This window comes from Dyadobacter koreensis (genome assembly GCF_900108855.1).
GTDB lineage: Bacteria > Bacteroidota > Bacteroidia > Cytophagales > Spirosomataceae > Dyadobacter > Dyadobacter koreensis.
Map to the genome: position 1 here is coordinate 789,333 of NZ_FNXY01000003.1, position 19,717 is coordinate 809,049.

Annotated in this window: 18 protein-coding genes; 9 read left to right on the top strand and 9 right to left on the bottom strand. The window is 39.7% G+C overall.

All coding sequences use genetic code 11. The features are described from left to right. The first annotated feature begins 144 nt into the window (after positions 1 to 144). Positions 145 to 1,326 carry a PQQ-dependent sugar dehydrogenase gene (locus BMY70_RS11940; RefSeq protein WP_090335385.1) on the top strand — a complete coding sequence of 394 codons (1,182 nt, stop codon included), beginning with the start codon at positions 145 to 147 and terminating at the stop codon, positions 1,324 to 1,326. 67 nt (positions 1,327 to 1,393) lie between these two features. Then, positions 1,394 to 1,801, top strand: a complete 408-nt coding sequence (locus tag BMY70_RS11945; protein WP_090335386.1) for a c-type cytochrome — start codon at positions 1,394 to 1,396, stop codon at positions 1,799 to 1,801. Positions 1,802 to 1,871: 70 nt separating this feature from the next. On the opposite strand, the gene BMY70_RS11950 is transcribed toward BMY70_RS11945, so the two are convergent. Beyond that, a complete protein-coding gene (locus BMY70_RS11950) occupies positions 1,872 to 2,450 on the bottom strand; it encodes a hypothetical protein (protein ID WP_143072087.1) in 579 nt (192 codons plus the stop codon). A gap of 337 nt (positions 2,451 to 2,787) precedes the next feature. On the opposite strand from BMY70_RS11950, the gene BMY70_RS11955 reads away from it, so the two are divergent. From BMY70_RS11955 to BMY70_RS11965, 3 genes are all read left to right on the top strand, one after another. Beyond that, entirely contained in the window at positions 2,788 to 5,166 is a 2,379-nt protein-coding gene (locus BMY70_RS11955) for a TonB-dependent receptor (protein WP_090335388.1), read from the top strand. Between the two features lie 105 nt (positions 5,167 to 5,271). Further along, positions 5,272 to 5,697, top strand: a complete 426-nt coding sequence (locus BMY70_RS11960; RefSeq protein ID WP_090335389.1) for a DoxX family protein — start codon at positions 5,272 to 5,274, stop codon at positions 5,695 to 5,697. A gap of 61 nt (positions 5,698 to 5,758) precedes the next feature. Next, entirely contained in the window at positions 5,759 to 6,472 is a 714-nt protein-coding gene (locus BMY70_RS11965) for a DUF4198 domain-containing protein (RefSeq protein ID WP_090335390.1), read from the top strand. 277 nt (positions 6,473 to 6,749) lie between these two features. On the opposite strand, the gene BMY70_RS11970 is transcribed toward BMY70_RS11965, so the two are convergent. Continuing rightward, entirely contained in the window at positions 6,750 to 8,219 is a 1,470-nt protein-coding gene (locus BMY70_RS11970) for a gluconokinase (protein WP_090335391.1), read from the bottom strand. A 227-nt stretch (positions 8,220 to 8,446) separates the two neighbouring features. On the opposite strand from BMY70_RS11970, the gene BMY70_RS11975 reads away from it, so the two are divergent. Beyond that, entirely contained in the window at positions 8,447 to 8,635 is a 189-nt protein-coding gene (locus BMY70_RS11975; RefSeq protein WP_090335392.1) for a hypothetical protein, read from the top strand. Between the two features lie 35 nt (positions 8,636 to 8,670). Here BMY70_RS11975 and BMY70_RS31285 read toward each other — a convergent pair whose 3' ends face one another. Together BMY70_RS31285 and BMY70_RS31290 are read right to left on the bottom strand one after the other, a co-directional pair. Continuing rightward, complete coding sequence (locus BMY70_RS31285; RefSeq protein WP_229209576.1) at positions 8,671 to 9,177, bottom strand: hypothetical protein; 507 nt, start codon at positions 9,175 to 9,177, stop codon at positions 8,671 to 8,673. Then, entirely contained in the window at positions 9,161 to 9,898 is a 738-nt protein-coding gene (locus tag BMY70_RS31290) for a hypothetical protein (protein WP_229209577.1), read from the bottom strand. The genes BMY70_RS31285 and BMY70_RS31290 overlap by 17 nt, the downstream gene beginning before the upstream one ends. Positions 9,899 to 10,068: 170 nt before the next feature. On the opposite strand from BMY70_RS31290, the gene BMY70_RS11985 reads away from it, so the two are divergent. After that, the gene (locus tag BMY70_RS11985; protein WP_090335393.1) at positions 10,069 to 10,584 is read left to right on the top strand and encodes a DinB family protein; all 516 of its coding nucleotides are present in this window, start codon (positions 10,069 to 10,071) and stop codon (positions 10,582 to 10,584) included. A 99-nt stretch (positions 10,585 to 10,683) separates the two neighbouring features. After that, complete coding sequence (gene pgeF / locus BMY70_RS11990) at positions 10,684 to 11,457, top strand: peptidoglycan editing factor PgeF (RefSeq protein ID WP_229209578.1); 774 nt, start codon at positions 10,684 to 10,686, stop codon at positions 11,455 to 11,457. A 10-nt stretch (positions 11,458 to 11,467) separates the two neighbouring features. Here pgeF and BMY70_RS11995 read toward each other — a convergent pair whose 3' ends face one another. The 3 genes from BMY70_RS11995 to BMY70_RS12005 form a co-directional block, all read right to left on the bottom strand. Further along, the gene (locus tag BMY70_RS11995; RefSeq protein ID WP_090335394.1) at positions 11,468 to 13,162 is read right to left on the bottom strand and encodes a lamin tail domain-containing protein; all 1,695 of its coding nucleotides are present in this window, start codon (positions 13,160 to 13,162) and stop codon (positions 11,468 to 11,470) included. Between the two features lie 146 nt (positions 13,163 to 13,308). Beyond that, positions 13,309 to 13,728, bottom strand: a complete 420-nt coding sequence (locus tag BMY70_RS12000) for a hypothetical protein (protein WP_090335395.1) — start codon at positions 13,726 to 13,728, stop codon at positions 13,309 to 13,311. Between the two features lie 150 nt (positions 13,729 to 13,878). Beyond that, positions 13,879 to 14,409 (bottom strand): RNA methyltransferase, encoded by a 531-nt coding sequence (locus BMY70_RS12005; RefSeq protein WP_090335396.1) that lies wholly within the window; start codon positions 14,407 to 14,409, stop codon positions 13,879 to 13,881. A gap of 288 nt (positions 14,410 to 14,697) precedes the next feature. On the opposite strand from BMY70_RS12005, the gene BMY70_RS12010 reads away from it, so the two are divergent. Continuing rightward, positions 14,698 to 17,862: a sensor histidine kinase gene (locus tag BMY70_RS12010; RefSeq protein ID WP_143072088.1), complete on the top strand. Its 3,165-nt coding sequence runs from the start codon at positions 14,698 to 14,700 to the stop codon at positions 17,860 to 17,862. Positions 17,863 to 17,865: 3 nt separating this feature from the next. Here the strand turns inward: BMY70_RS12010 and BMY70_RS12015 are convergent, their stop codons facing one another. Together BMY70_RS12015 and BMY70_RS12020 are read right to left on the bottom strand one after the other, a co-directional pair. Further along, positions 17,866 to 18,513, bottom strand: coding sequence for a response regulator (locus BMY70_RS12015; protein ID WP_090335398.1), 648 nt, complete (start codon positions 18,511 to 18,513; stop codon positions 17,866 to 17,868). A gap of 185 nt (positions 18,514 to 18,698) precedes the next feature. Next, the gene (locus BMY70_RS12020) at positions 18,699 to 19,331 is read right to left on the bottom strand and encodes a response regulator (RefSeq protein ID WP_090335399.1); all 633 of its coding nucleotides are present in this window, start codon (positions 19,329 to 19,331) and stop codon (positions 18,699 to 18,701) included. Positions 19,332 to 19,717 lie beyond the last annotated feature (386 nt).

Below are 19,717 nucleotides of genomic sequence, written 5' to 3' on the forward strand. Positions count from 1 at the left end.
GCCAGTTTTGATACTGAGAAAGTAGAAAACGGAAGCCGGAAGATTTTAATAACTATCCTGCTTCCGTTTTTTGCGTCAAAACAAACCCGATATGCTTATCTTTGATCATTATCCATCCCAAAAATTGTCTCTCATCCTGAACTTATGAAAAAGAAATTTTTATCATTAAAAAAGAATGTCCCGCTGGCGTTAGGAAGTATGCTATTACTTGCTTCGTTAGGTCTTACAGGTTATAATTTTCCAAAAGCCGCCGATGAGAAAAAAGCCGGCCTTGCAGAATCTGATCTGAAAGTAGATACCGTTGCCTCTGGTCTGACTATGCCCTGGGCGACTGCATTTTTGCCAGGCGGTGAGCTTTTAGTAACCGAGCGCGGCGGTAAATTACGTTTGGTTAAAAATGGCGTTCTGGATCCAACACCAATTTCGGGCGTACCGGAAGTATATTACAAAGGACAAGGCGGTTTGCTTGACGTTGCACTTCATCCTGATTATGCAAAAAACGGCTGGATCTATATCAGTTATTCTTCGCCAAAACAGGCAGGTGAAGAAGGAGATGACAACGGTGCGAACACGGCACTCTTCCGTGCAAAACTGAAAGACCACGCTTTGACAGATATTCAGCCATTATTCAAGGCAATACCTAATGTCAAGGCCAATGTCCACTTTGGCGGCCGTATTGTTTTTGATAAAAAAGGATACGTATTCCTCTCTCTTGGAGAACGCGGCCAGAAAGAAAACTCTCAAAATCTGAGCAAGGATCAGGGAAAAGTAGTTCGGCTGCATGAAGATGGAAAAATTCCGACGGACAATCCGTTTGTGAAAACAGAAGGTGCAAGACCTGAAATCTGGTCTTATGGACATCGCAATCCGCAAGGAATGGTAATTCACCCGACAACGGGCGTTATCTGGGAACATGAACACGGTCCGCAAGGCGGCGATGAATTAAATATCGTTGAAAAAGGGAAAAATTATGGCTGGCCACTGATCACATTTGGTATCGATTATGACAACAGCATTATCTCGAAAGATACTGCCCGCGCAGGCTTGGAACAACCGGTAATTTACTGGCGTCCATCCATAGCGCCCTGCGGAATGACTTTCGTGACAAACCCGAAATTTAAGGATTGGAACGGTGATCTGATCGTTGGATCATTAAAATTTGCTTATCTGCAACACCTGAAAGTAAAAGGAAACAAAGTTTTAAGCCGGGAAATTATCTTCGAAAAACTCGGTCGTGTTCGCGATGTTCGCCAGGGGCCGGATGGAAATATTTATGTAGTTCTTGAAAACTCAGGCAAGATCGTTCGCATTAGTCCAAAAGCATAACAAAATTCAAAAGGCTTTATCAAAAATGGATAAAGCCTTTTGACAATCATTAAGGCAATTATTCACGATGAAATCAATAATAATGCTCCTATCCGGAGCTATTTTTTGCTCAGCTGTTTTTCCCCGGCAGGACGATGAGCTGGAAAAAAGCATTGCCAGAGGTAAAGGAATTTACGCGGAAAACTGTATCACCTGCCACATGGGTGCTGGTGAGGGCGTTCCGGAAGTTTTCCCACCGCTTGCAAAAGCCGACTATCTGACTAAGACGCCGGAAAAGGCAATTCACGCAATCAAGTTTGGTTTGCAGGGAAAAATTATAGTTAACGGCGTTGCATTCGACAATCAAATGCCTTCGCCGGGTCTTGACAATGATGAAATTGCAGACGTCATGAATTACATTTCAAACTCGTGGGGCAATTCATCAGAAAAGAAAATAGTTACCGAAAAAATGGTTGAAGCGATTAAAGAAAAATAACGAATTTTTAAAATCTGATAACAGCAAAAGTCTGGACGTTTGTCTGGACTTTTGCTGTTTATAATTTTATCTAGTCTAACAAAGCAATGCTGAAAAGCGTATTTTTTGTATCAAAAAGAAATTCAATTCCTGAATCCATGACAATATTTTTACGTTTTAAATTAAGAAAAATAGATCCCTGATAATTCAGATTTCGACTATTTCCAGGCTTGTCATTAATTCTGAAACCAGCGAAAGTTTTAACTCCATTCTTTATTTTCAATATATCTCCTATCTTGAAAGTATTCCCTTTCGAATCTCCGATGCTCATCAGAGCGTCAACCAGATCAAAAATCCGAAGAACGCCTTTATCAAAATACAGTTCATTTTTCCCGTATTTATATAGTTGCAAAGTGTCCTCGTCCATTTCCGAATAAAAGCTTTCTTTTGATGTTGGCTTCCCAAATAGTTCTTCACATTCTGTGCTCGTACTCTGTCCCCATATAAGACCTTTGGAAGAAGTGCCCGTTTTAAATAAAACAACATTATTTAAATCAAAAACCTGGGCATATCCCACCTGATTGAGCAAAAATATAATCAAGAAAACTGCGAAAGAATTTTTCCCGAAGTATTTCTTACCATTTTTTTCACTGATTTTCCTGCAAGTCATGACGTTAGTTATCCCGATATATAGGTGTACAAAATCAGCCAATTTTTTCTGCAAATCAAATCATTCTTTAATTATTTTTAAACATTCTAAATAAATACTTGCGCCTTACAGAAACCGTTTCTACTTTTGCGACTACTTACATTCAGTCTAAATAACAACATGCTCATTCATTTACAGTTAATGGAAATCACCGTTCGATTGCTAACGACTTTCCCGCGGCAGGTTTTTGATCTGGATTTATAAAACGTCCCGGACACACCTATTATAATTATAAACCCCTAACAATGAATTATTTGAATAAAAATTTTTACAATTAAATTAGTTAACTAAATAAAAAATGAAGAGAATTTATTTCATCGTGTGTTTTATGCTTTCAGCGTTGAGCATTTCTTTTGCACAAACCGGAAGTATTAAAGGGCGAATTATATCATCGGATGGTAAACCGGCACAACACGTTTCGATTGGAATCAAAGGCCTGAAAATCGGCTCGGTTTCCAGCGAGGACGGAAACTTTTCGATCAACAAAGTGAAGTCGGGAAAATATACCGTTCTGGCTAGCTATGTTGGACTTGAGACTTTACAGAAAGAAGTTGAAGTAATTGAAGGACAAACAACCACGGTTGATTTCACACTGTCTGAAACAGCAAATCAATTGTCGGAAGTCGTTATTAAAGACGCAAGTCAGTACAAAACTAACGAGGTTTCTTCCAGCCTTCGCCTGATGACACCGATTCAGGAAACACCACAAAATATTCAGGTTGTAACCTCAAAAATACTGTCTGATCAACAGGTTATCAGTATGAGTGATGGCTTGATCCGTAATGTCAGCGGTGCTGCCAGATTGGAACACTGGGGAGATTTGTATGCTAATATTACCATGCGAGGCTCACAAATTCAGGCATTCAGAAACGGTTTTAACGTCGTTAGCTCTTATTGGGGACCGCTAACGGAAGATATGAGCTTTGTAGATCACATCGAATTTGTGAAAGGCCCGGCAGGATTTATGCTCGCAAACGGAGATCCGAGTGGTCTTTACAATGTGGTAACTAAAAAGCCAACCGGAGAAACAAAGGGAGAAGCTGCTTTTACAATGGGAAGTTATGGTTTATTCCGCACAACGCTGGACCTGGATGGAAAGCTGAACAAGAGCGGCAAACTTTTGTACCGTTTAAACCTGGCCGGTCAGAACAAAAATTCGCATCGTCCTTATGAGTACAATGATCGTTACAGCGTTGCTCCGGTTATCTCCTATCAGATCGATGATAAAACAAAACTGACAGCCGAGTATACCATGCAATATGCAAAAATGACTGACGTAGGTTCGTATTATATTTTCTCTCCAAAAGGTTATGCGACGTTACCGAGAGACTTTACGACTATGCCTCCGGGACTGGAACCAACTAAAATAAAGGATCAAAGTTTGTTTTTGAATTTACAGCATCAATTAAATGACGACTGGAAGGTAACTGTACAGGCTGCATACTTAAACTATCAGCAAAGAGGTTCGAGCATGTGGCCGTCTACCGTTAACCCTGACGGAACCATGATCCGTTCGGTAGGTATCTGGGATGCACAAAGCGAAATGACTTTGGCTCAAGCTTTTGTAAATGGTAAAATAACAACAGGAGCTATAACACACCGCATTTTGGGAGGACTTGATATTGGATCAAAAGATTACATCGCAGACTGGGGGCAGTCTCATGCGCTGGATTCCACAGGTGCCGCGTTTAATCCTGCCTCTCCTTATTATGGAAAACCTGTCAACGGCTTTCCTTCGTTCGACCGCACGACCAGTCTTGAAGCAAGAGCCGTGTTGGCTGGCGGATCAATGGATCAAAAATACACCGGAATCTATCTTCAGGACGAGCTGGCTTTTATGGATAACAGAGTTCGGCTGACTTTGGCAGGGCGTTACACCTATGTAAGTCAATCGGCATGGGGCGGCTCACCGGAAACGGCAAAACACTTTACACCGCGAATTGGGCTTAGTGTTTCAATTGATAAGCTAACTTCTGTTTATGCGCTTTACGATCAGGCTTTTCTTCCCCAATCAGGAAAATTATCAAGAGGAAGTGTGAAACCGATAACAGGGAATAATACAGAATTCGGTATCAAGAAAGAATGGGCAGATGGTGCGTGGAACACCACCGTTTCTTTCTACCGAATTTTGAAAAATAACGAATTGACTTCCGATCCGAATGCTCCCGTAAATTCAGGATTAAGTATCGTTTTAGGTCAGAAAAGAGCGCAGGGGATTGAATTCGATTTAAGAGGCACAATTGTCAGAGGTTTAAATCTTACCGCAAATTATGCCTACACCGACTCAGAAATAACAAAAGTGACCGAAGGCGTGACTGATTATAAAACAGGCGACGTAATTCCTGGCTTCGCTAAACATACCGTGAATAGCTGGCTTAGCTACAAAGTGCAGAAAGGTGCGTTACAAGGAACAGGAATTTCCGGAGGTTTTACCTATCTGGTAGACAGAGCCATGTCTAACTGGAGTTCGACAAACACCGAAACAAATCTGCCGGATTATTTCAAGCTGGATGGCGGTGTCTTCTGGGAAAAAGACAAAATCAAACTTACGCTCAACGTATTTAACATTCTGGATAAATATCTGTACAGCGGCGGCTATTACACCTATCTTAATGCTTATAACTGGCAGACCGAAGCACCAAGAAATTATCGGTTAAGTCTTGCCTATAAATTTTAAACAATTCAGGATCGTATCGTCGACGGACGGTGCGGTCCTGAAATAATTCCCAGCATAAGCTCCTATTTAACTACCCACTTTAATTTTTTGATCAAACCCACTGCTATGCGTTTTTTATCACTATTTGACGTTTCCTACAAAAAAAGCTCTTTCGATATTTCAATGCTTGTCCTTCGCCTTGGTTTCGGTATTTTAATGATTCCCCATGGCTACGCAAAGTATATTTCCTTCGGTGAAAAGCAGGATAGCTTTATGGATTTTATGGGACTAGGTCCTGCGACATCCCTCATTCTGGCGATTTTTGCTGAAATGATCTGTTCCGCATTATTAATACTTGGCCTTTTCACCCGTGCCGCAACAGTGCCACTGATCGTCACAGCTATCGTGATCACTTTCATGGCGCATGACGGAGACGTTTTTGGTAAAGGCTATGGCGGATTTTCTTACTTGTTAGTATACATCGTTTTGCTTTTAGTTGGTCCGGGCAAATTCAGTCTTGATGCAGTCATTTCATCCAGACAAAAGTTTTAACCTGGTTTTCTGTTTATTTTTTTTCATATTAAAATAGCGGCGCACCGCATTTTCCAAAACAATGAAACGTAATATCCTCTTAATCGTTATCGCATTTTTTCTTCATACAAGCCAGCTATCCGCTCATGCATTATGGATCGAAACAAGTACTGTTGGTAGAGCCGGACAAAAACAAGCGATCAAAATAGTTTACTCCGAACCTAACGATAAACCGGAGAAAATTGCTGACTGGTATTCCGATGTACCGGAATTCGCATTGTGGTTAACAGGTCCGGACAAACAAAAGGTAAAACTTCCGACAACAGCTGCGGCAGACCATTTCACGTCTGAGTTTACACCAGAAAAAGATGGCGTATATACCTTGACAGTTAGTCATACAGCAGAGGAGTTAGGTGGAAAAACAAAATACCAGTTCAACGCAAGTGCAATTGTTTCTGTTGGAAAATCTCTGGCAGGCAATGATCCGGCATTAAATACAAATGATATCAGCCTTTATTCCGATGTCAGTAAAACGATCAAGGTTAATAAGCCTTTCCAGTTGATCGGTTTTTTCAAAGAAAAACCATCTGACAAATTAAGCGTAGCTGTACATTCGCCAAGTGGCTGGAATAAAGAAATCAGTACCAACGCACAGGGAGTGGCTGAATTCACGCCAATCTGGGAAGGGAAATACAGCATCGAAGCTTCAAAAAGCGAAAAAGAGGAAGGCGAGCACAATGGGAAAAATTATACTTCGGTATGGCGCTGTGCGACTCTTCTAATAGACGTAAAATAATAAGTTAGCAACTTCATCAATGAATAAGCGGCCCGGATTTTTCTAAAAAAAGGGCCGCTTAACCTTTTCACCCAATTTCGAATCCCGTATCAAACTTCGTTCTATTGAGCACATTTGTGTTTTTTCAGAAAATAATACTTGTTACGTAAGATCTTTTTTTCTTGATTTTCAGTCCTGCCAGATTTCTTGCGCTTTTTAAATCTTTTATAACATAAAAAAGTAATCAACGAATCTTATCCAACCTATTGACCGAAAGCTAAAAGCCTGTCAGCCAAAGTTACTTGTCAATTCCAGCCTGAATTAAAACGCCCTGAACAGAGGTATAAAACTTTTTATATACCTCTTCATACTGTTTATGGACTTCTTTGCTCGGTTCAAAAATGGTACTCACCGGAGTAAAAAAATCAAGATCCGACAATTCCTTCGCAAAACCCAGAGCCTTCAGCCCCATCATAGCCGCGCCTACCGTACCTGTATCCACTGTTTCATTCAGCGCAACCGGAGTTCCGAAAATATCTGCCAGCATTTGTACCCAAACCTGACTTTGTGCAAAACCTCCGTTAGCAAAAATTCTTTTCACCTTTTGCGTTTCAAGCAGGATTTTTCCAATGCTATAAAGATTCAGATGTATACCCTCCATAACTGCCCTGGCAAAATGTGACTTGGAATGCTGGATGTCCAATCCTAAAAATCCTCCGCGAACCGCTGAATTCCACAACGGCGCTCTTTCTCCTAACAGATAAGGAAAAAACAAAAGCCCATCTGAACCAGCCTCAATCTTTGAAGCGGCCTCGAATATTTCGTTGTAGTCACTTTCTGGGAAAAAATTATTTTTCATCCATTCAAATACGACTGCTCCGTTATTAGAAGGGCCTCCCAAAACATAGGTATCTTCATCAAGAATGTAGCAGAATGTACGCATGTCTTCATCCAGGTATGGTACATCAGAACAAATCCGTGCTGCACCGCTGGTTCCAATGGTGATAGCCATTGTTCCCTTTAAAATTGCCCCACTTCCTAAATTTGCAAGACAGCCATCACTTGCGCCCATAATCAGAGGTGTTCCGGCCGGTACTTTGAAGTCATTTTCTTTGGGAAGTTTTTCTATGTGATACGGAGAAACCGCCGTAGAAAGTTTTGTTTCATCAAGACCGATTTTCTTCAGCGTCCATTCATCCCATTTTTTCTCAGCGATATTGAACAATCCTGTTGCAGAAGCAATGGAATAATCCACGACAAACTTACCCGTTAATTTGAAAACGATATATTCTTTTATACCAATGAATTTATCAGTCCTGTCAAAAATATCTTTCTGATTTTTTTTCAGCCAGATCAGTTTGCAGGACGGCGTCATTGCGTGGATCGGCGTACCATTATTCTGATACATCTTTTTCCCATCGGCAGATGCTTTCAGCTTTTCGGCTATGTCAGCACTCCGGTTATCAGCCCATATGATCAGATTAGACAGATTTTTGCCTTTTTTATCAATGCATAAAATGCTGTGCATTGCCGAACTGAAACAGATACCAACTGGTTTCCCCTGCGCGTTACAGCTTTCACAGACTTTTTGAATAGAGCGGCAAACTGCTTCGTAAATCTCATCAGGATCCTGCTCGCTCCAGTCCGGATTGGGATGAAGCATTTCATATCCTTCACTGTGAGATGTAAGAATTCCTGCTGAATCCGAGTCAAAAGCAGTAGTTTTAACGTTCGTAGTACCTATATCACAACCGATTATAAAAGACATTTCGAAGGGGCATGAATTGAAATTTATTATCTGACAAATGTATCATATTATGTCATTCCACACTATAAAATATTCGCGTCAATGTTGATGTTACTCTTTTCAAACTGAGAGCAATAATGATAAATCCTGAAAAATCAGGAGCTTCTTGACCCAATCCTTACTACCATTCGTTATTTTTTATTATTTTCGCATCAGTAAAAAAATACTATCAAAATTTCCATTGAACCATGACTGACGACGTACACGTACATAGCAAACCAGAAGGAGCATCCGTTGGAGTTTCTATCGCCATATTTATATTTTTGGTAATTATCCTTGCGGTATTTGGGGATCTTTTCGTATTTATCCTTGGACTTATCGGTCTGGTAGTAACATTTGCTGCATTTTACAAAGATCATTCAGCAGACGGTCATTGACATTTTTTACGTTGGTGTAATCTGAAAACATACCATTATCGAACGGCCAATTCGGGCAGGACATGTTTAATGTTCCAATCGAGTTGGCCGTTTTGCGTATTGATGACCCATTCCTCCTCCAAGACACAGCTATCTTCCAGATCCCGGTATTCGGCAACTAATTTTCCACCGCTCAATTTGAGCATCACGAAACCGTTATATCCCAAAAGGTGACCTGAAAGCTCCTTACGGACTCTCCTGTCGTAAAGATGAATTTTTTCAAGATCGGCTGCGCTGTCAGGCATTTGTAATTCTACCGGCAAACCGCCGTGCCCAAGACAGCGACCATATGCTTCCGGCCCTTTTCCGTTCACAGCTTTATTGTAAACAACCAATCGGTGATCATGTCCCCAAAACCAGATTACCGGCCGGTTTGATTCGCCCAGTATTTCACGAATCTGCTCGCCGGGTTTCGTATATTCTTCCCGAAAAGCAGAAATATAGGGATGGTGGCTAATAAAAACCAGTCCTCTTTTATCCGTAGGATCACCAATTTTTGCCACGTAGCCAGTCCCGCTGTTCTTTCCGGAGATGACAGTCTGGCGGCGAAATAATTTCCAGCAGTGGGCGAGTTACCGAGGTATAACCAGTATCTACCCCAATAATTCGCCAATATTCATTTTCCAGACAGAAAAAACCTGCCTGTTGTGTTTTTCGTGTTTCCCCAACTTGAGCATACATCGCCGGCAGCAAATGTTGAAAATAAGCATTGCCATTTGAGTACATTTCATGATTCCCGGACAAAGCAAGACTTCCCGAAGCGCCGTAATACCAGGACGAGTATGGTGCTGTAAAATTCTCTTCAACTTCTTTCGGAGTTCCTACAAAATAAATATCACCCATATGGATCGTGTAGTCAGGCGCATATCGGGCTGTCAAATGGGCAACCTGATCCGATTCCTCTGTATCACTCGCCCAATCGGAAAGTAACGCGATCGAAATTTCTTCACGGCTGGGAACCGATGACTGCAAAGGATAAATACCGCTGTCGCCATTTCTTGGGTAAGCCTGGTATGGATGCCTTTTCCCAAAACGGCTTTTCAAATAATGCCAGGCAAAACCGATTAAATTTCTTTTAAAGAATTCAGAGATTACCCGGGTTACTGACGACTTGTCCTGAACATGTTTTTCATAAAGTTCGAGTTGTGTTTTCGCGTGATTCTCGGCTTCGGTATGCCCTAATTCTAAATATTTTTTCGCGCGCTCTTCTGCTGATTCCTTCATGTATGCTTAAATTCTTTTTAAATACCTGTTAAATCCTGACCTGTCAACTCCTTATAGATATGACGGTTTCAAAGTTTCGGTCCCGATTGATAAATAAGTAATCATAAGTTTGAAATCGGTGATAGTAAATTGTAATTTTCAACTCACAACCACCATTAAACAGGTCCAAGATGAGAAAATTATTACTTTCCGCAATGATGTTGCTGACAACACATGCGCTGTTCGCTCAGGTTACTACTGCTAAAATGGCTGCAGACTGGGAAAGAGCAAAAATCTATACCAAAGCTTATCTGGATGTGATGCCAGAAGACGGTTATGCCTACAAACCAAATCCGGAAATCCGTTCATTTGCCCAGCAAATGGGCCATTTGGCCGATGCAAATTACGCCTTCGCCGCTGCGGCAACCGGTAAAGCAAGTCCATCTTCGGCATCAGTTGAAAAAATGGCCGATCAGTCAAAAGCGGCGATCACCAAAGCTACTCTGGAAAGTTATGATTTTGTAATTAATTCTCTGAAATCAGCGAGTGATGCAGATTTATCGAAAGCAGTAAAAGTATTTGGGAAAGATATCACAACAGGCAGTGCGTTTGAAAAAGCATTTGAGCATCAGACACATCACCGTGGGCAGACAACTGTTTACATCCGTATGAAAGGTGTAAAACCGCCACAGGAAATGTTATTCTAACTATTTTAGAACAATAAAAACAACTCCACCGTGTTCAATCATGGTGGAGTTGTTTTATTTTTGACACCATAAGTCAGCATCGTTTCTAAAATTTTCAGCGTGAAGGATCAGCCAAATTCAGATAAAAAGCCAATGTATCGTGTCCCTGATATTTTTGCCGGCATCCCCAATTTAATTTCAGGAGAGAGCACACGCCATGGTGGAGTCAGCGTTTCACCTTATCATTCCCTGAATCTTGGTGGCTCAACGAAAGATAATCCTGAACACGTTGCTGAAAATAACAAGCGTTTTTTTGAATCGCTTGGTATAAAGTTGTCTCAGGTCGCTAAGTCACATCAGGTACATGAAGCGGAAATTCTGTCCGTTACAGAGCCCGGAAGATTTGAGGGATATGATGCTTTAATCACGAACATTCCGGATATCCAATTATCTGTGACGATTGCGGACTGTACACCCATTTTAATTTATGATCCTGTAAAAAAAGTCGTTGCCGCTATTCATGCGGGATGGCGTGGAACGGTTCAGCAAATTGTTTTAAAAACAACTGAAAGATTAAAAAATGAATATGGTACATATCCGGCCGATTGTCTGGCTTTTGTTGGAACATGTATCGATGAATGTTCATTTGAGGTCGGCGAAGATGTAGCGGATAATTTTCAATCCGTATACAAACGATGGGATGATCAAAAGAATAAATTTTTCGTAGATCTGAAATCAGCAAACCGTGACCAGCTTATTTTGGCAGGTTTGAAGCCCGATAATATCGAGGTTTCCCCCTATTCTACTGTTATTCATAATGAAGATTATTTTTCTTATCGAAAAGAAAACGGGTTAACAGGTCGTTTGCTGGCAACGATCGGCTTAACCACCTAAAATCTTAAATTTATTTTTTAACCGCGACAACTTTTAGTTTAAACTGATTTGTTTGCCCATTTGCATCAAACGTATCGATTAAAATCAGATAATATCCAGTATCCACGGTGATACCATTTTCATTTGTACCATCCCAACTGATTTCGCCATATGTGCCAATAAGCTGGTTTCTAATTAGATTTTTTATTAGCCTGCCAGCAATATCATAAATCCTGATGGTTACATATGTACCTGTAACCTGCAATTGATACTTAATTTTTGCAAAATCGTCAAGTCCATTATTATTTGCTACAAAAGCTTCCGGCTCAACAGTGAAAATAGGTTCGTCAGTTTTCTGTTCAATTTGAGAATTTGCATAGCCGGGTGTCGCATTTCCAGTTGCCGAGGCAGCCGAATGCCAGTTTTGGGGAATTTGCGAGGATATGAGAAAATTCTCCTTTTCCAGTGAAACGCCCTTGGGATTGCTGATCAACGGATCATGCATGGTTTCCGAATAGTCAAAACGATCAAAAATTGTATTGGAATCATTCCTTAGAATCACGCTTCCGGAGGCATTTGCAAAAGATGGCAGAGCGTCAACTTGTAAAAAATTTCTAACCTTGTCCGTTGGATAACTATCCTTAGTTTGACGGACATCTGTACTCAGTGCCAGATAATTGTAGGGAGCCAGAATGACATTCTCCGTGGTGATGATTCTGAAAATATCGGGTAGACCATTTTTCGTATTGCCGATAGACCAGTTATTCAAACTAACAAATCTGCCCGAATTATTATAAATTTCAACAAAATCAACTCCGTTAGCTGGTGGATTGAATAGTATTTCATTCAAGACAATATCGCCAGAATCCGCCTTGATTGGAAGTTCGATATTAAAATCAATTTTTCGCAAAATATTACCGGAACAGTCTGCCAGATTTCTTAGTGACACTGCATAATTTTTTCCAGAGACCAGAGGCGAACTCAGCTTTAGAACAAGATTACGGAAAGTCGGCAGTTCCAGCTTTTTGTTCAGAATAACTCTGCCCTCCACTTCAATCAGGGCTCCCGAAACAGCATTCACGCTATCAAGTTTTTCAGCAGCTATAATTCGTAATTCCGTTGGAGAAATAACGTCGATCCGTTCTATTTCAGGTGGTGAATTATCACGCTTATTTTCTTTCACACTATTCTCCTTTCCCGGAGTTCCGCCACTTGAATCTTCCGAAGTCTTCCAGTTATCGTTCTCGATGCAAGGATTTTTCAAATCTGACATTTCAATGGAATAACCGCCGCTATTTTTATCAGAAACCCACAATTTCAGGTTATAACTGATAGAAAAAATTATTTTTTTTGATGGACTGAAAAGTGAAATTATGGCCGCTTCATTGGGCAGCGAGAGAGCGTTGATGCCAACAACCTTGCCGTAATTTTTCATGCTGTTATAACTTGCCTGACTACAAACAATAATGAACATGCCTGGCAAGATGATTGAATCAGGAAATGTCGAAATCCTGGTTCCGACAACAAGTATCCAATTTTTAAGTTGTACCGGCTTATCAGACCGGTTGTAGAGTTCTATATACTCTACATCAGGCAAGGCAATCCCGGGAGTAGGGTCCGCCATAATTTCACTGATAATTATATCATTATAATTCTGCCCAAGACATAATGATTTATGCAAAATCAGTACAAAAATCAGAAACACCTTGAAGAAATTAATCACCATAGGTTCTATCCAAAATAATCTGAGATAGTACGGAAGAAATCGATTTTGGTAACTAGCTGGATTTGCCTTTTGGTGGCTTAAAAAACAAAAAAATTCAACCCGATCAGAGTTGAATTAATATTTTAACTGGTAAAGCCTTGATTATTTTATTTGCTTTCTTCCGTCGTAGCAGGAGTTTCAACAATTGCCTTTGGCGCTGCGGCTGCTGGCTTAGATGTCGTTTTTGCAGGAGCAGATTTTGGAGCCGCTGTTTTTACAGGAGGAGTCGCTGCTGGCTTAGATGCTGCCGAGGCCACAAGCGAAGCTAGTTTATCATTTTTTTCAGCTTGTTTCTTCTCTTTTTTTGATTCCTTCTTGGGTGCTTTTGCTTTTTTCTCCGCGCTCTTAGCCTCTTTTATTTTTCTTTTTTCCTCATCCTTTACGAATTTAGAAACTTTTTTTGCCAGTTTGGCTGCCGCTTTTTCAATCGATTTTTTTATTTTTTTTGAATCAGCCGATACAGAGTCAAGTTTTACAACCAGTGTTTCTGCGATTTCAGAACTAAGTTTTTTTGTTGCGGATTTCATAAGATGAAAATTATTTAAATAATTAAGATAAGAAGAATTAAGCAGCTAATTTTCTTGATTTCAGCCCTTTATTGATTAAAATATGTTCTTATCTTTCAACCTGCAAATACCGTCTATTAATTTCACAAGAACAAATAAATTGTGTTATTTTTATGTTAAATTTTTACTTACAAACTCCCACAATACGATTCCGGCCGAAACCGACACGTTAAACGAATGTTTTGTGCCGAACTGAGGAATCTCAACACAACCATCCGATGCAGCGATTACCTCATCCGCTACGCCCTCTACTTCGTTACCAAAAACAAAAGCATAAGGAACATTCTTCGCAGGCTCAAAATTTTGGAGCAACGTACTTCCTTCGGCCTGCTCAACTGATAAAATTCTGTAACCTTCACTTCTAAGTTTTTCAACGGCCGACAACGTACTTTCTTCCTTTTCCCAAATGACAGAATTTTCCGCGCCAAGGGCACTTTTGGTGATTTCGCGATGTGGTGGCTGTTGCGTATATCCGCATAAGATCAGTTTTCTTGCACGGAATGCGTCTGCCGTTCTGAAAAATGATCCGACGTTGTTGAGGCTTCTAATATTATCCAGAACAATAACGAATGGAAATTTATCCGATTCCTTAAATTCGTCTATCGACAACCGGTTCATTTCCTCAATAAGAAGTTTGCGCATTGACTTTTTGTCTTTTAGAATTGGTTTCGAACAAACGTACGATGATTTGGGAAAAGATTTCCAACAATTTTTCGATTCAGATTCTGTTCAAAGCACGACATGGAGGCTAGATAACCCTATCATTGGCAGAAATTAGAATTACTTAGATTTGATTTATAAAATTTTTACTACATTTAGAGTAGAATTTGAATTATCGAAATAGAATTTTTTTAAATTCCTCCGTTACCTGTTAAACTATCCTACGTCTAGGGTTAAGATACCTAACAATTATATGCTTAGCCCTACACCGTGAAAAAATTAATACCCGTTAGTATTGTCAGCTTTCTATTGATGTCTGTTTCCCTCACTTTCGGACAGCCGCAACTGGAAAATGACCACAGCTTTTCTATTTCTCATTTTACGGAAGATAACGGGTTGCCTCAGAATACGGTGAAAAACATAAGCGCCGATGCGGAAGGTTTTATATGGATCGTCACTGAAACTGGATTGGTGAGGTTTGACGGACGTACCTTCTACCTTTTTGACAAATCCAATTTAACGATTTCGAACAATCGGTTTTCGATGCTTCAGCCTGATATTTCCGGATCAGGAGATAAAAAGAGATTTTATGCCGTTGCTGAAAATTATGAATTTATAAGAATAGAATCCGGGAAAGCTGTTTTAGATTCTCACTATTTTAACAGCAGTATTCTTCGGATTCCCTTTATGCGAAATCCTAAAAAAACTTCGATTTTGGCTAACGGAGCCCCCAACTATTTAAGGGAATGGGCTGATCCTCAAAATTATATTATTCCCGTGAGTTCTGGGAGCGGCAACTTTTATATATGCTATCACCATAAAATTGAATACTATTCAAATTGGAAAAGAACATACGAATTACCGTTAGAGGGTTTACTATATTGGGACTTCTTTACGATTGAAAAGAAACTTTATCGCTTTTCCGGTGAAGGAAGCATTACCAAAATAACAAGTTCAGGATTGGCAAAGTTGTCATTGCGTGGCGATATTCTGAAAGACAAAACCTACAATGTCAAAAAAAAACTGCCTCAGATTTACTGGAATAATATTTCCAATCAGGTTTTCCTTTATTTTAATAAAAACTTATATCAAATAAACGAAGCATCTGAAAATCAGTTACATACCTCGTTAGTTCTTGAAAACTTCGACTTTGAAGAAAAAAACATTTCGTCCGTTCATTTTGACAGCCAAAATCAAAGATTCTTTTTAGGTAGTGTAACGAAGGGGTTATTCGTTTTAAAGCGCAAAGATTTTGTCACGCTAAGAACGACTGGTAGTAATCTCGACAATGTTTTTTATGGACAAACGGCTTATGACTCTGGTAGCGTATTGACTCCAAGGGGTTTCATTTTAAGTAAGAATCCTTCTGGGTTAGACGCAATAAATAAAGAAGCTTCAGTCATTCACAATGAAAAAAATTCCGCTGATGGATACGGTATTCTCACTGATAAACGAGGAAATGTCTGGCGTAAATCTCAGGGCAATATTTATTGCTATCGTATCAAAGAAAACAAACTGATCGGGTTATGGAAGGTCGGAGCAGAAATCAATCACATATATGAAGGAGAAGATGGTACGATCTGGATCGGTACCCGTGAATCGGGACTTTTTAAAATCAACCTGTCAGACCCAAATCCGGAACCTCGGTTGTTCGTGAAAGAAAATTTGAAAAGGATTACTTTTATTCTGGAAAAAGATTCCAAGACGTTGGCTGTCGGAACGGATCATGGTGTCTTCCTGCTTGATTTGTTTACGAAGGAAACTAAAATCATTGATGGTACCGCCAAACTTTATGTCAGGAGTTTATATATCGATCAAACCAATGGCAAAAAACACATCTGGATTTCAACGTATGAGGACGGATTATTTTTATACTCAGACAGCAGCCTGACCAAGTTTCCACTGGATAAAAATAAATACCTCGCTGGTGCCCACTGCATTTTTGCCGACAACAATAATTTCTTCTGGATCACCACAAATAAAGGCCTGTTCAAGGCATCGAGAAAAGATCTGCTTGACTACGCCAGGTTATCAAAACCGGGGAAAGTTCCTGACGTTTTTTACCTGCGTTACACCAAGGAGCAAGGATTCTACACGAATGAATTTAATGGCGGATGTCAGCCCTGCGCGATAAGACTGGCAAATAAATATGTCTCGCTCCCATCGCTTGATGGCTTGGTTTGGTTTATTCCTGAGGAGACAGGTCAGGAGTTACCTACGAAAAAAATCCTTTTTGATCGTTATCAACTTCGCGGGGCCAATGCATCAATCTCAACAGATACTATAAACCTTCCGGTCGATCCTCAGCAGATAAAAATCCATCTTGCAACGGCATATTTTGGAGATCTTTCTAATCTCGCCATTTCTTATGCCATGCTAAAAAATACAACCAAAAGTCCCAGAGATGCAGATTGGATAGATCTGGATGGTGACAAGGCAACCATTTCAGTCGGAGACCTGAGCGTTGGAAACTACACGCTTTTCGTGAAAAAAATAAATGGATTTGGAGCTGAAAATTATACGATAAGAAAAATCACAATCATTGTTCCTCCATCCTGGTATGAGACGTTGTGGTTTCAATTTATTTGCCTGCTGCTGGCCGTACTGGGAATTTATTTGTTTTTAAAAATAAGACTCCGCATCATTCGTAAAGAAAATCGCCTGCTGGAACTAAAAATTGCAAGACGCACAAGGAAATTAGAGCATACGCTTGGAGCTCTGGAGAAGTCCGAACAAGAGCTCCAAAGGCAAATGCATATCCAGACCCGGCTCATTGCTTCCATGTCACATGATATTAAAACGCCTTTAAAATTTGTATCAAAATCGGCAGGAAGAATTGATCTCATGGTCAAAAACGAGCGATTTGAATCGGTATCAGAGCTGGGAAAAACGATCGAATTCACTGCCGATCATATGCACAATTTACTGGAAAACCTGATTGGATATGTAAAAACACAGGTATATGGAAGCAGCATTTTATTTGAAGAGACAAATCTGAAACAATCACTCGGAGAGAATCTGGAAATATTTAAAGGTGTTTTGAGCGAACATGCAAACAAATTTTCGAACGAAATAGACAGCAGCATAACAGTAAACACTAATCCACAGCTACTAGGTATTATTGTCCATAATCTGGTGGATAACGCAAATAAAGTTTGCCACGGTGGTTTTATAAGAATGCATGCAGAAATTCAGGGGAACAGCAAACACCTGATCATTTCCGACTCCGGGCCCGGAATGCCTGACGATATTATGCAATGGCTAAACAATCAATCCAAACTGGACTCTTTCGAAAAATCAAAACTGTTATTTAAATCCTACGGTGGACTAGGATTAACAATTGTTAAGGAAATTTCTATGATGCTGAGATTAAGAATTTTTGTCGAGAAGTTTGACGGAACTCATGTCCATATCATTTTTCCGGAAGAAAATTAACTTCTAATTTTCCATCTCCTCCGTTTTATATAATTCCAGCTTCCTGAACATTTCAATGACGTTACTTACCTCCATTTTCTCAAAAATCCGCGACTTGTAAGTGCTAATTGTTGTCTCTTTCAAATCCAGGATTGTCGCTATCTCCTTTGTCCATTTCCCCTGGGCAAGAAGATACATTACTTCAAGCTCTCTTTTGGAAAGATCCTCAAGTGGATTAGAACTGATATATTTATTGTCAAGAATGTTTTTCACCATCAACCTCTGGACTTTGGCACTCACATACTTACCATCGTTCAGAACAGACATGATGGCAGCTTTGTAATCGTCCTCTGAGGCTCCTTTTGATAAATATCCGTTAGCTCCGGCATTTAGGTAGTGTAACGCATAAATTTCCTCTTCCAAGCCGGAGAAAATCAGAACCTTTACAACTGGCTGAATTTTACGAATGATTTGGATCATTCTGTTGTTTTCACCTTCCGGAATATTAATATCCAACAAAACCATATCGAAAGCTGATCTCGAGAGAATGTCAAGAGCTGTGCTGAAAGTTGCGGCCTGTTGTACTTCAACTGTTGAAAACATATCTGTGATCAAAAACTCAATGCCCATACGAACGATGGCGTGATCTTCAACAATCAATATTCTTTTCATAACAGATCAGATACTTTTAAGCGGGGGACACAAAATTACAGAATTTAAGCAAACCTTATTATAAAAATTTTTCTACTGAAAATAAGAACTAAGTTTACAAATCGCTGCATGATACTACCTGATTCATAAAAAAACAGATGCCGGAATTTCCGGCATCTGTCTCACATTCGGGACGAACCCATAATTTAACTGTCGATGAGTTTGATCTTCGTGATCAATTCCACAATATTTTTAACGCCCATCTTTTCAAAGATCCGAGCCTTGTAAGTACTTACGGTTGACAACTGTAAACTAAGCTTTTCTGCAATTTTTGCTGTCCCAAAACCTTCCTTAAGGAGATTCATAACATCTTTTTCTCTCGGAGAAAGACTTACAATTGGGTCCGGCAAAAACTCTTTTGGGTTGATAAGCCTGTTAATATTGATCTGCTGCATGTCAGCACTCATATATTTCTTGTTATCGAGCACGCTCAGGACTGCAGTCTTAAACTCATCCTCTGCTGCATCTTTTGACAAGTAACCATCTGCCCCGGCTTGAAGATATAACAAGCCATACAGCTGTTCATCATAACTCGAAAACATTAGAATACGAATATCAGGGCGCTTGATTCGAATTGTCTCAATCATTTTCGTGTTATTACCACCTGGAATATTAATATCCAAAATAAGTAAATCGAAATTTTGACTACTTAATTCTAAGAGCACTTTCTGAAACGTATCGACGCCGGTAATTTGAGATTCCGGTATCAGAGATTTTAGGAGGTGTTTTGTTCCGATTCGTACAACTGCGTGATCCTCGGCAATAAGTATGTGCTTCATGAAAAGTTTATATACTAGATGACACTAGAAATAGTATTACTCCAAAGTTAGAATTAATTACGAACCAAAACACGAAATTGTCATCATAATTCTAAATACTTGGTACATAGACGTAATAACTTCCCTAATAGATGGTGAAAAGATGATTAAACTATAATAAAATAACCTTGAATTTAAGTTCGACGTACCGTCATATCACGGAACATATGCTTTTTAATGATTAAACCCGCGTCATTTTAGATTAGAGGTACAAGTTAGATATTTTAGTTAAAAAACAGCTTATTAAAGTCTCGTTATTCGTTTTTTGCCTAAACTTTATTTTAAAGATGAAATTACAAAGATTAAATTACAAAGATAATTCGATAAAAAAAATCATCTAACTCCTA